We start from the raw sequence: 12,603 nt of genomic DNA, 5'->3' as shown, positions 1-12,603 counted from the left end.
TCAGCTCATCCACTGGCCGCCATCGACGTTATACGTCTGGGCGACAATGTAATCGGCCTCATGCGTGGCGAGGAAAATCGCCATTCCGGTCAAATCAGAGGCCCGGCCCATGCGGCCATAAGGCACTGCATCACCGACCTCTTTTTTCTTTTGACCCAAAGGCTTGCCCTCATATTTCGCAAAGAACGCATCAACCCCGTCCCAATGCTCGCCATCGACCACGCCGGGGGCGATCGCGTTGACATTGATGCCATGGGAAATCAGGTTCAGCCCCGCCGATTGGGTCAGCGAAATCACCGCCGCTTTGGTGGCGCAATAGGTGGCGACAAGCGCCTCGCCGCGCCGTCCGGCTTGCGACGCCATGTTGATGATCTTGCCGCCTTTACCGCGCGCGATCATATGTTTGGCGACCGCCTGCATCGTGAACAACGTCCCGCCAACATTGATGTCAAACAGGCGGTGAAAATCGTCGCGGGTGATCTCGACCAAAGGTGCAGCCGAAAACAACGCGGCGTTGTTGATCAGGATATCGATCCCGCCCAACGCCTCAGCCGCCTGCACGACCGCCGCGTCAATGCTATCTTGCGAGGCCACATCCATTTCAACCGCCACGGCCCCCTGCCCCAACTCTGCGGTGGCCTCACGCGCGCGGGCGATGTTGATGTCAGCGATGGCGACCCGCGCACCCTCCGCCAGATAGGCCTTGGCGAATTCATAGCCGATGCCGCGCGCCGCACCCGTGATCAGCGCGGTCTTTCCTGAAAGCCTGTTCATGCGATGCGAAGCCCCTGTGCGTCAAACCGATGCAGGTGCGCGAGGTCGGGCGTCAGATAGATCGTATCGCCATAATAGAGCGCCACCTCGCCCGAAGCCCGCACAGTCAGCGGATCATGGAACCCCTCAACCGTGACGTGGAAAAACGTATCCGACCCCAAATGTTCCGACACGCCAACCGTGCCTTTCCATGCCCCCGCATCCGATGAAATCGCGATATGTTCCGGTCGGATGCCGATGGTGGTGGCGCTGTGTTTGTCTGCCTCGGGGCCCGTCAAAAGGTTCATCTTGGGCGAGCCGATAAAGCCCGCGACAAAGACGTTGCGCGGGCTGCGGTACAGCTCCATCGGCGAGCCGACCTGTTCGATCCGCCCCGCTTGCAACACGACAATTTTATCGGCCATGGTCATGGCTTCAACTTGGTCATGGGTGACGTAGACCATGGTTGTGGTCAGGCGTTTGTGCAGTTCAGAAATTTCCAACCGCATCCCGACCCGAAGTGCTGCGTCCAAGTTGGACAGCGGTTCGTCAAACAAAAACGCATCCGGTTCGCGCACAATGGCGCGGCCAATGGCGACCCGTTGACGTTGCCCCCCGGACAATTGCCCCGGACGACGGTCGAGATAATCGGTGAGGTTGAGCGCCTTGGCCGCCGCTTCGATCCGGCGGTCTTGTTCGTCTTTCGGCATCCCGGCCATGCGCATCGGAAAGGCGATGTTTTTGCGCACCGACATATGCGGGTACAGCGCATAGCTTTGAAACACCATCGCTAGACCGCGTTTGGCCGGAGGGGTTTGGGTGGCGTCCTGACCGTTGATGCGGATCTCGCCGCCAGAGACATCTTCGAGCCCGGCGATCAGGCGCAAAAGCGTGGATTTGCCACAGCCAGAGGGCCCGACAAAGACCACGAACTCGCCGTCTTCAATCGTTAAATCCAATGGCGGGATGACTTCGACATCGCCAAAAGCCTTACTGACTTTATCAAGTGTAATGCGTCCCATATGTCCGCTCCTTCTGTCGATATTTTACTTCACGGCACCAAAGGTGAGGCCGCGGACAAGTTGTTTTTGGCTGAACCAGCCCATGATCAGGATCGGTGCAATTGCCATCGTCGAGGCCGCCGAAAGTTTGGCATAAAAAAGGCCTTCAGGGCTTGAATAGCTGGCGATGAACGCGGTCAGAGGCGCGGCTTTGGCAGCCGTCAAATTGAGCGTCCAAAACGCCTCATTCCAGGCCAGAATGATGTTCAAAAGCACCGTCGAGGCGATGCCGGGAATCGCCATGGGCGTGAGCACATAGAGGATTTCCGAGCGCAACGTGGCCCCGTCCATCCGTGCGGCTTCCAAAATCTCGCCGGGAATTTCTTTGAAGTAGGTGTAGAGCATCCAGACGATGATCGGCAGGTTAATCAGGGTCAAAACGATGACCAAACCAATCTGCGTGTCCAACAGGCCGAGGTTGCGGAAGATCAGGTACATCGGCACCAAAACCCCCACCGGCGGCAACATTTTGGTGGAGAGCATCCACATCAAAATATCTTTGGTCCGGCGCGATGGCACAAAGGCCATGGACCATGCAGCCGGGATGGCGATGATCAGCCCCAACAGCGTTGAGCCACCGGACAAGACCACCGAATTCCAGAAATGGCGGAAGTAGTTTGAGCGCTCTTGCACCGTGACGTAATTCTCCAAGGTCCAGTGGAAATTGAAGAAAATCGGCGGGTCTGCGATGGCCTGCGCCTCGGTTTTGAACGAGGTCAGGATGGTCCAGAGGATCGGAAAGAAGATCGCGAGACCGACAACCCAGGCGAAAAATGTGGTGACGAGTTTGCGGTTGGTCGAAACAGAACGTGCCATGATCGCCTCCTTACGCGTCGAGGTTTTTGCCGATCATCCGCATCAGGAAGATCGCAACAATATTGGCGAGAATGATGGCAACGACGCCACCGGCGGAGCCTCCGCCCACATCGAATTGCAACAGAGATTGCATATAAATGAGGTAGGTGAGGTTGGTCGACGCAGTGCCCGGACCGCCGTTGGTGGTCACAAGGATTTCGGCGAAAACCGAAAGCAAAAAGATGGTTTGAATAAGGATCACAACGGTGATCGCGCGCGACAGATGCGGCAGCATGATGAACCAAAACCGTTTAATCCACGGCGCGCCATCCATTTCTGAGGCTTCCAATTGCTCTTGGTCGAGCGACTGAAACGCGGTCAACAGGATGAGCGTGGCGAAGGGCAACCATTGCCAGGACACAATGCCGATGATTGAGGCCAAAGGCGCCTGTGCGAGGAAATCAAACGGTTCAAGCCCGAAGAATTTGAACAGATGCGCAAACAGCCCGTTCACCGGGTTCATGAACATGTTTTTCCACACCAGTGCGGAGACGGTCGGCATCACGAAAAACGGCGCGATGACCAGAATGCGCACAATGCCCTGACCGAAAAACGGCTGATCGAGCAACAGCGCCAAAAACACACCGCCAATCACCGTGACCAAAAGCACGCCACACACCAAAAGGATCGTGTTGGTCAGCGCGGCAAAAAACGCGGGGTCCGTGAGGAAGTATTTATAATTGGTCAGCCCGGTGAATTCCTCCATGCCCGGCATCAACAGGTTGTAGCGCAGGAAGGAGAAATAGAGCGTCATGGAGAGCGGGATCAGCATCCACCCGAGCAGCAAGATCACTGCGGGGGAGATCATAATCCGGGCGCTGGCGCGAGAATGTTTCGTGGCCATGGGGTGCCTCGGTGTCTGCGTGAGGGATATGGACGGGCCGGGATTTGAGGAACCGGCCCGTCACTGGGAGAAGCGTAAAGCGGGCGCGGTTACTTGATGTAACCGGCTTTCATCATTTCGCGTTCTGTGAGTTTTTGAGCGTTATCAAGCGCTTGTTCCGCTGACATTTGTCCAGCCAATGCGGCGGAGAACTGTTGCCCCACGGCAGTGCCGAGGCCCTGGAATTCGGGGATGGCGACAAATTGGACTCCGACATAAGGCACCTCATCCACGGTCGGATGCTGCGGATCGGCAGAAAGGATGCTTTCCAGCGTCATTTTCGCAAAGGGCACTTTTTGATACTCTTCGTTCATGTAAAGCGACTGACGCGTGCCCGGAGGAACGTTGGCCCAGCCTTCTTTCGACGCAACCAAAGCGGTGTACTCTTTCGAGGTGGCCCATTCGACAAAGGCTTTCGCCGCATCGACTTTTTGGGTGCCGGCCGGGATACCGAGGTTCCACGCCCAAAGCCAGTTGCCGCGTTTACCAAGCCCATTGTCGGGAGCAAGTGCGAAACCAACGCTGTCCGCAACCGAGGAGTCGTTCGGGTTGGTTACGAAAGAGGCCGCAACCGTGGCGTCGATCCACATGCCGCATTTGCCGGTTTGGAACAACGAGAGGTTCTCGTTAAACCCGTTGCCGGATGCGCCCGGAGGGCCGTAGTTGTTCATCAGATCGAGGTAGAAGTTGAGCGTGGTTTTCCACTCTTCCGAGTCGAATTGCGGTTTCCAATCCATGTCAAACCACTTGGCGCCAAACGAGTTGGACATGGCGGTCAGGAAGGCCATGTTTTCGCCCCAGCCCGCCTTGCCACGCAGACAGATGCCGTAAACTTCACCCTCTTTGTCAGTCATCGCGGCCGCAGCCTCTTTGATGAAATCCCAAGTCGGGGCTTCGGGCATGGTCAGACCGGCTTTTTCCATCAGGTCGGTACGATACATCACCATCGAGCTTTCGCCGTAGAACGGTGCCGCATAAAGTTCGTCGTCTACAGTCAGACCATCGCGGATCGCAGGCAAAATGTCGTCAATGTCGTAGCTGTCCGGCAGATCATTGAGCGACACGAGCCAGCCACGTTCGCCCCAGATCGGAACCTCATAGGTGCCGATGGTCATCACGTCGAATTGGCCGCCTTTGGTGGCAACATCTTGGGTCACGCGCTGACGCAGCACGTTTTCCTCAAGGGTCACCCATTCAACCTCAATATCCGGGTGTTTGGCGTAAAAATCATCCATCAGACCCTGCATGCGGATCATGTCGCCGTTGTTCACGGTGGCGACGGTGATGGTCTCGGCAAAAGCGCCCGCTGACAATGCAGCAAGAGCACACGCCCCCATGAGGGTGCGGAATGTCGTATTCATGGTATCCTCCCTTACGATCTGAGCATTTGCTCATTTCATGGACCAATGCTCACTCATAAACATGGATTCTGTCAAGAGCGATTAAACAAAAGCCCTTTGGAAGGTGTTTCTTATTGAGATATGAGAGCCTTAGCTGTCCACTCATCGGTGAACAATCCGTCGATCAATCCGCCTCGCAGCGCAGCACTGAGCGCCGCAAGCTTACTCGCGCCCGCACCAATGCAATAAACTGGCATGTCTCCTTCGGGCACACGCACCCCCACCATCCGGTCATTGACGGGGTGATCAAGGTATCGGCCCTCGGCGTCAAAAATGTGACCGCAGATCTCGCCGACACCTCCAGAAGCGCGCAAAGCGGTCAGTTCATCGGCGGTCAGAAACCCATCCACATAAAGCGGCGCGTCATCCCCCATTTGACCAATCCCGACGATCGCAAGATCGGCAGATTTCGCCAATTCGCGCGAGGCCGCGACATGTGGCAGAGAGCGATACAGGTTCAGTTCAACATCATCGCGCGCCGCAACGGGCACCGACATTGGGTAATGGCGGGCCTGAATCTTTTCGGCAAACCGCATGATCACCTCATAAAACGAAGCCGAACTGTCGGGCGCAACATTGCCAATCAAAGACACAAGTTTGTGGCGCGAGCCATCGACCGCGCGCAATTGATCGACCACAGTTTTGAGCGTCCGCCCCGTGCCCAAAGCAAAGACTTTCGGCTCATCAGAGGAAAACAGCCGCTCCAGCACCGGGGCAACGAAAGGGGCGAGGCCCTGAAGCGGATCAACGCCCGCCCCAAGCCCCGGCGACACCCAAGCTGAGGTCAGACCAAACCGCGCCTTCAAGGCCCTCTCCAATTCGAGGCATTCAGCAATCGGATGTTCAATCCGCACCCGGATCAACCCCTCCGAGGAAGCCCGCGCCACAAGCCGCTGCGCCCTTTGCCGCGAAATGCCAAGCTCCTGCGCGATCTGATCTTGGGTCAGCCCACCGACAAAGGACAACCACGCCGCACGCGCCGCCAAATCGCGCGGCGAGATGTCTGTATCGTCGACGTTACCCTTAGGTTTAGCCTGCATCATGGTCGGACATGTCCTTCATAAGATTTTCGGCAGAATGAAAAAAGTCGCCATAGGATGCAAATATACGATGGGCCTGCGAAGGTGCGGACGCTTCGAGATCCAGTCCCATCAGGTGACTTCCGCCGACAAACCGCCACACGGTCATTCCCGCAGCAAGCCCGGCCTGAACCCCCGCCAAAGAATCCTCGATCACCAAACAGCGCTCGGGTGCGGCCCCGTTTTTCTGAGCCGTCAAAAGGAACATATCCGGAGCGGGTTTGCCGCGCGACACTTCTTTGGACGTCGTAGTGCGACCCTCAAACAGATCGGTCAACCCCACCATTGACAGAGATTGTGCCAGCCGCGGCGGGCTTGAACTGGTCGCCAATGCATAGGGCACGCGCAGCCGTTCGATCACCTCGCGCACCCCCGGCATGATTTTCAAATCCGCCTCAAACGCCGCCATCAACCGGGCACGGTACTCGGCCTCAAACCCATAGGGCAAGGCAATGCCAAATTCCTTTTGGATTTGATCCAGCACCACGGGATAGCTGCGGCCAAGGAAATGCCGGGCGACATAGGCGGTGTCGATGCTCACGCCATAGCCCTCGAGTTCTGAGATCAACATCCGCGCGGAAATGACTTCGCTGTCAATCAACACGCCGTCGCAATCAAAGATCACCAGATCAAACATGTCACCCCCTTCTTCCAGCCCCTCAGCCCGACACAGGGTAGCGAGGCAGGTGCGGGGAGACAATTGCAAACCGACTTTCAACCAAGTTCCATCGTCGCGATACCATACAGCGTCTGTGCCGCAAGGGGACTGGGTGGTGTGCCGCGATACATGCGCGCGGTCTCAAACGTCACCTCAAAGCCTTGGGCGATGAGTGCCTTCCGAAAGTCCTGTTGCAGATCAGGAACATCGACGATGGCATATGAGGCCCCCAAGGCCTGCACCGCACGGCTCATCAATGCCAAAGCCGTTGCCTGATCCGGGGCAATCACCGGTCCGATCTTGCATCCGTGGCCGCACAGACGCGCCGTGGCAAAGCCGGCGATCTGACCGTCGGTCTCGCAAACAAAGCTCTGCCGTGTCTCGGTTCCCAGAAGCCATCCAGACAGGAAACGCGGGCGCATATAGCCATTGGCCAGCCGATCCAGAGTGGCAATCGCGGCAAGATCATCCTGCGCTGCAGGCCGCAGACCGACCCAGGTCACCGCAGGAAATTCCCCCTCAAACCGCGCCGTGGACCCGGTTTTGACAAAGCCGGATTTGGCATAATTGGCCTCTTGCGTGGCCACCCCATCAAGTCCAACCGTGCGCGATCCGGCGTGTTTCAACGCCTCGGTCCAAAGCGCATAACCAATCCCGCGCCCCCTGAATGCAGGTTGGCACAGATAGAGGCCCAGAAAGGCAAAATCCGCATTATGATTGACCACAGAAATCGCCGCGACGATTTGATCCTCGACCTCGGCCACATAAAACCCGTCCCCATCCGCGCCCCAAAACGCCGATGCGTCGTCCAGTCCGGGGTTCCACCCTTCTGCGGCGGCCCATTGCAAAACCTGTACCAGATCTCTTGGGGTCGCGGGTCGCAGGTTCATTTCAACGCATCTTTCAACGATTTCGCGACAGAGGGCTGATCGCGCAGATCGAGTGAGGTCAACAGATCGACCAGATGGTGTTTCATCAATTCCTCGGCCGCGTCAGGATCATTGCGTCCGAGCGCCTTGATCAACGCATCATGGGCGTGGCTTTCGCAAAGCGCCGTGCGGCGTTGCCAATACAGCGCGATGATCAGCGAGGAGCGCGACACAAGCTGGGCGATGAAGTCCGCAATGGTGGTTTGATCTGCGATCCGGGCCATTTCGATGTGAAACATCCCCGAAAGATGCAACGCGCGTCCGGTGTCGCCCGCATGCAATGCGGCATGTTCGGCGTCTATATGCTTTTGCAGGACCTTTATATCGGTCGCTTTGGCCCGTTCTGCGGCGGAACGTGCGGTGCGCGGTTCCAAAAGCGCGCGAGCCTCAAACACCTCGCGCGCCTCGCGCACTGAAGGCTGAGCAACAAAGGCACCGCGATTGCGCTTGAGTTCGACAAGGCGCTCATGGGCAAGCTGTTGCAAGGCGGCCCGCACCACGGTGCGGCTCACGCCATAAATCTCGCCCACCTCGTCTTCGTTCAGCTTCATCCCCGGCGACAGACGGTGTTCATGAATGGCCGTCGCCAGACTGTCCGCAACTTTGCCGCTGCCACCGCCGCTGTGCTCCACCATAACCTGCATCACCAATATCCTTCGTGTCTTTGTGTTTGGAGCTTTTCGCCGTGCGACCTGATTCTCAAGCCCGTTGATTGAATTATATCGTCCACAAGATTGTATACGAATTTGGCGCATAATTAATGCACCTTTATGTACAGAGCGCCCAATCCATAGGCATTTGATGTGCGCCCCCACTGTAACTGCGAAAAAATCTTCTGCCGTGCAAAAAACCGGACAAGCGTAAACACCATTCGGACCTCAAAGGATGGATAGCACATGCGCTCTGGCAAAGATCTTGAACTCGTCACTCTGACAAAGCGCTATGGCACCACTGTCGCCGTTGATCGCATCAATTATGTCTTTGAGAATGGCAGCTATGTCTGTCTTTTGGGGCCATCTGGGTGCGGTAAATCCACGACGCTGCGAATGATCGCGGGGCATGAAAGCGTCTCTGACGGGTCTATCCTGTTGGACGGGTTCGATATTTCTCATCTCCCCCCGGCCAAACGCGGCACCGCAATGATGTTTCAAAACTACGCGCTGTTCCCGCATTTGAACGTCCGTGACAACGTGGCCTTCTCGCTGCGGATGAAAGGCATCGACAGGCCAGAGCGCCATAAGGCCGCCAATGAAATGTTGGATCTGGTGCACATGACCGCCTTTGCCGATCGCCTTCCGGCGCAGCTTTCGGGCGGACAACAGCAACGTGTCGCGTTGGCGCGGGCTTTGGTGACCAAGCCGCGGGTGTTGTTGCTCGACGAACCGCTCTCCGCCCTTGATCCGTTTTTGCGCATCAAAGTGCGAGCCGAATTGAAACGCATTCAACGCGAATTGGGCATCACCTTTTTGCACGTCACCCATGGGCAGGACGAAGCGCTGGCGCTGGCCGATGAGATCGTGGTGATGAACAATGCGGTGATCGAACAGGCCGGCCCCGCGCGCAGCGTGTGGAACACGCCGCGCACAGAATTCGTGGCACGGTTCATGGGCGGGCATAATGTGATTTCTCTGAATGGTGCCAAGGTGGCCCTGCGCGCCGATGAGGTGACATTGGGCGAGGCCGGACTGCTCGCCACTGTGACCTCGGTCGAATATCAGGGCGCGCATGTGGCGATGACCTCGATGACCGACGCGGGCGAAGAGGTCCTGGCCCTCGTGCCCGAAGAGCAATTTTTTCAAACGCCGAAAAATCCGGGCGATGCCGTGCGGCTTGCCTGGGACGAGGGGCGGGTCCACCGCCTCCAAGCCTAACCTCTCCTCCAAAACCTCTGCAACAAGGGAAGATTGTCATGTCTAAAATGCGTTATTCGCGCCGCGCGGTGCTTAAGAGTGGGGCTGCCGCGGCCGCGGCCTCAGCCCTCCCCGCGCCCATGGTCTGGGCACAGGAAATCAAAGATATCACCCTGCGCCAATTCGGCACCGGCGTGTCCAACCTCAATGAAGTTGGGCAAAAAGTGAAAGAAGACCTGGGCTTCACGCTTGAGATGACCGCATTGGATTCCGATTCCGTGACCCAACGCGCCGCGACCCAACCGGACAGCTTTGACATCGCTGATATTGAATATTGGATTTGTAAAAAGGTCTGGCCGACGGGCAATCTTCAGGCCATGGACACCTCCAAAATCAAGAATTACGACAAGATCGTCGGCATTTTCAAATCCGGCAAACTGACCCCCGAAAGCGTGATCGCCCAAGGCACCGCGCCCTCCACCGTCGGCTTTGTCGAAGGTCCGGGCGCAACCGCTTTCGCCACCGAAGAAACCGGCTGGATGACCCTGATCCCAACGATCTATAATGCCGATACACTGGGCATCCGCCCCGACCTGATCGGTCGTCCGATCGACACATGGGCCGAGCTTCTGAACCCGGAATTCAAAGGCAAAGCCTCGATTCTCGACATCTCCTCGATCGGCATCATGGACATGGCAATGGTCTGTGAAGCGATGGGTGAAATCAAATATGCCGACAAAGGCAACATGACCAAGGACGAGATCGACAAGACCTTTGCGATCTTCACCGAAGCCAAAAAAGCCGGTCAGTTCCGCGCATTTTGGAAGACCTTTGACGAGTCGGTGAACCTGATGGCGTCGGGCGAAGTTGTGATCCAATCCATGTGGTCGCCGGCGATCACCGCAGTGAAATCGCGCGGCATCGACTGTGTCTACCAGCCGCTGAAAGAGGGCTATCGCTCCTGGGGCGGCGGCATCGGGCTTTCGAAATCCCTGACGGGCATGGAATTGGATGCGGCGTACGAATACATCAACTGGTATCTTGATGGCTGGGTCGGCGGGTTCCTGATGCGTCAAGGCTATTACTCCGCCGTGCCGGAAACCTCGAAAGACTATATGTCCGAAAATGAATGGGGCTATTGGTTTGAAGGCAAACCGGCCACGGGCGACATCACCTCGCCGTTTGGCGACGTGTTGGCGAAAGCGGGCGAGACGCGCGATGGCGGATCTTTCTACGATCGGATGGGCTCAGTGGCCTGTTGGAACGCGGTCATGGATGAGAACCAGTACATGGTCCGCAAATGGAACGAATTCATCGCCTCCTAACATGAGGGGGGCGCTGCCCCCTCCGGTGCTGCCCCACGGGGCCGCACCTTCCTCCCCCGGGATATTTTCAGACAAAAGAAACGCGCGGGCCGGGCCCGGTGTTAAGTGAGGACAGATGTTGAAAAACCGTCACATCCAAGGATGGCTACAGGCCTCTCCCCTGACGCTTGTCCTTATTGGATTCCTGATCTTGCCGATCCTCACCATCGTGGTGGTCAGCTTTTGGCGCGCCACCGAGTTTTCGATCATCCCCGACTTCTCTTTAGAAAATTACGAATTCCTGTTTGGCTCATCGGTCACCTACAAAGTGTTTTACGCCACATTGAAATATGCGGCGATCACATGGGCGCTCACACTTTTGATCGGCTTTACCGTCGCCTATTATCTGGCCTTTCACATCCGCAGCCAGACCATGCAGATCGCGCTGTTTTTGCTCTGCACGATCCCGTTCTGGACCTCGAATATCATCCGCATGATCTCTTGGATTCCGTTCCTTGGCCGCAACGGCATTGCCAATTCTGCACTGCAATCCTGGGGTGTGATTGATCAGCCGCTGGAGTGGCTTTTATATTCGGATTTCTCGGTGATCCTGGCCTTTGTCCATCTCTACACCCTGTTCATGGTCGTGCCGATTTTCAACACGATGACACGGATTGACCACAGCTTGATCGAGGCGGCGCGGGACAATGGTGCGAGCGGATTTCAAACGCTGCGGCATGTGATTGTACCGCTGACCAAGCCGGGAATCATGATTGGCACGATCTTTGTGCTCACGCTCGTGATGGGCGATTTCATCACCGTGCGCTTCATGTCAGGGTCGCAAAAGGCCAATGTCGGACGGCTGATTTCCAATGACATCGCCCTGTTGCAATACCCCTCCGCCGCCGCCACCGCCGTGATCCTGTTGATCACCGTGTTGATCGTGATCGGCATCCTGTTGCGCTTTGTCGATATTCGCAAGGAGCTTTGATCATGGAAAAACGTCCCGGTTCCTTCTACGTCCTCAGCGCGGTCTTTGCCCTGTTCATCCTGTTCCTCTACGGTCCGACCCTGACCATTGGCATCCTGTCGTTTCAGGGGCCGACCGGGGGATTGACCTTTCCAATGCGCGGCGTGTCACTGCATTGGTTCCGCGACCTGTTTGAACAACAGGCGGTGGGCGATATTTGGGGCGCTTTCCGACGCTCTCTCGCGCTTGGGCTGATGGTCATGGTGACGACCGTCGTGGTGTCGGTCATGGGCGGCTTTGCCTTTCGCAAACGGTTCTATGGTTCGGGCATCTTGTTTTACCTGATCATCGCCTCGCTGGTGATCCCGTCGATCCTGATCTCGCTTGGCGTCGGTCTGATCTTTAGCCAGCTTGGGTTTAAAATCCATTGGGCCACCTCGGGTTTCGGCTCACAGCTGACATGGACGCTGCCCTTTGGTTTGCTGATCATGTTTGCCGTGTTCAACCGCTTTGACAAATCCTTTGAGGAGGCGGCGCGCGACCAAGGCGCCTCGCCGTGGCAAACGGTGCGCTATGTGGTTTTGCCGATCATTGCGCCCTCGCTCATTGGCGTAGGCCTGTTTGGGTTTACCCTGTCCTATGACGAATTCGCCCGCACCTTGTTGACGGCAGGATCGTACAACACGCTGCCGCTGGAAATCTTCGGCATGACCACCAATGTGACCACGCCGGTGATCTACGCGCTTGGCACCATGACCACGCTGTTTTCGCTTTTGATCATCGGCGCGTTTCTTTTGACCGTGTGGGTTTTGGGCAAACGCCGCGCGCGGCTTGGGTCCGATGCGGGCAAAGGGGTCTGAG

At 57.0% G+C, this 12,603-nt stretch carries 13 protein-coding genes; 4 read left to right on the top strand and 9 right to left on the bottom strand.

Annotated elements, in window-relative coordinates:
* The 9 genes from B30_RS11860 to B30_RS11820 all read right to left on the bottom strand — a co-directional run bounded on the left by B30_RS11860 (position 1) and on the right by B30_RS11820 (position 8,262).
* Positions 1-774, bottom strand: a complete 774-nt coding sequence (locus B30_RS11860) for an L-iditol 2-dehydrogenase (RefSeq protein ID WP_009572319.1) — start codon at positions 772-774, stop codon at positions 1-3.
* Positions 771-1,775, bottom strand: a complete 1,005-nt coding sequence (locus B30_RS11855; protein ID WP_009572318.1) for an ABC transporter ATP-binding protein — start codon at positions 1,773-1,775, stop codon at positions 771-773. The genes B30_RS11860 and B30_RS11855 overlap by 4 nt, the downstream gene beginning before the upstream one ends.
* A 24-nt stretch (positions 1,776-1,799) precedes the next feature.
* Positions 1,800-2,630 (bottom strand): carbohydrate ABC transporter permease, encoded by an 831-nt coding sequence (locus tag B30_RS11850; RefSeq protein ID WP_009572317.1) that lies wholly within the window; start codon positions 2,628-2,630, stop codon positions 1,800-1,802.
* A 10-nt stretch (positions 2,631-2,640) separates the two neighbouring features.
* Positions 2,641-3,513, bottom strand: a complete 873-nt coding sequence (locus B30_RS11845) for a carbohydrate ABC transporter permease (RefSeq protein ID WP_009572316.1) — start codon at positions 3,511-3,513, stop codon at positions 2,641-2,643.
* 89 nt (positions 3,514-3,602) lie between these two features.
* On the bottom strand, positions 3,603-4,913 hold the full coding sequence (locus tag B30_RS11840) for an ABC transporter substrate-binding protein (RefSeq protein WP_009572315.1): 1,311 nt from the start codon (positions 4,911-4,913) through the stop codon (positions 3,603-3,605).
* A gap of 110 nt (positions 4,914-5,023) precedes the next feature.
* The gene (locus B30_RS11835; protein WP_009572314.1) at positions 5,024-5,995 is read right to left on the bottom strand and encodes a sugar-binding transcriptional regulator; all 972 of its coding nucleotides are present in this window, start codon (positions 5,993-5,995) and stop codon (positions 5,024-5,026) included.
* Entirely contained in the window at positions 5,982-6,668 is a 687-nt protein-coding gene (locus B30_RS11830) for an HAD family hydrolase (RefSeq protein WP_009572313.1), read from the bottom strand. The genes B30_RS11835 and B30_RS11830 overlap by 14 nt, the downstream gene beginning before the upstream one ends.
* 77 nt (positions 6,669-6,745) lie before the next feature.
* On the bottom strand, positions 6,746-7,579 hold the full coding sequence (locus B30_RS11825; protein WP_009572312.1) for a GNAT family N-acetyltransferase: 834 nt from the start codon (positions 7,577-7,579) through the stop codon (positions 6,746-6,748).
* A complete protein-coding gene (locus tag B30_RS11820; protein WP_009572311.1) occupies positions 7,576-8,262 on the bottom strand; it encodes a GntR family transcriptional regulator in 687 nt (228 codons plus the stop codon). Before B30_RS11820 ends, B30_RS11825 begins: the two co-directional genes overlap by 4 nt.
* A gap of 252 nt (positions 8,263-8,514) precedes the next feature.
* Here B30_RS11820 and B30_RS11815 point away from each other — a divergent pair, with 252 nt between their 5' ends.
* The 4 genes from B30_RS11815 to B30_RS11800 all read left to right on the top strand — a co-directional run bounded on the left by B30_RS11815 (position 8,515) and on the right by B30_RS11800 (position 12,602).
* A complete protein-coding gene (locus B30_RS11815; protein ID WP_009572310.1) occupies positions 8,515-9,489 on the top strand; it encodes an ABC transporter ATP-binding protein in 975 nt (324 codons plus the stop codon).
* A 38-nt stretch (positions 9,490-9,527) separates the two neighbouring features.
* Entirely contained in the window at positions 9,528-10,793 is a 1,266-nt protein-coding gene (locus tag B30_RS11810; protein WP_009572309.1) for an ABC transporter substrate-binding protein, read from the top strand.
* A 115-nt stretch (positions 10,794-10,908) separates the two neighbouring features.
* Positions 10,909-11,763: an ABC transporter permease gene (locus B30_RS11805; RefSeq protein ID WP_009572308.1), complete on the top strand. Its 855-nt coding sequence runs from the start codon at positions 10,909-10,911 to the stop codon at positions 11,761-11,763.
* A 2-nt stretch (positions 11,764-11,765) separates the two neighbouring features.
* A complete protein-coding gene (locus B30_RS11800) occupies positions 11,766-12,602 on the top strand; it encodes an ABC transporter permease (protein ID WP_009572307.1) in 837 nt (278 codons plus the stop codon).
* Position 12,603: the final 1 nt, after the last annotated feature.

The sequence above is a fragment of the Celeribacter baekdonensis B30 genome (genome assembly GCF_000299875.1).
Classification (GTDB): domain Bacteria; phylum Pseudomonadota; class Alphaproteobacteria; order Rhodobacterales; family Rhodobacteraceae; genus Celeribacter; species Celeribacter baekdonensis_A.
This window is presented reverse-complemented; position numbering and strand designations above follow the sequence as displayed.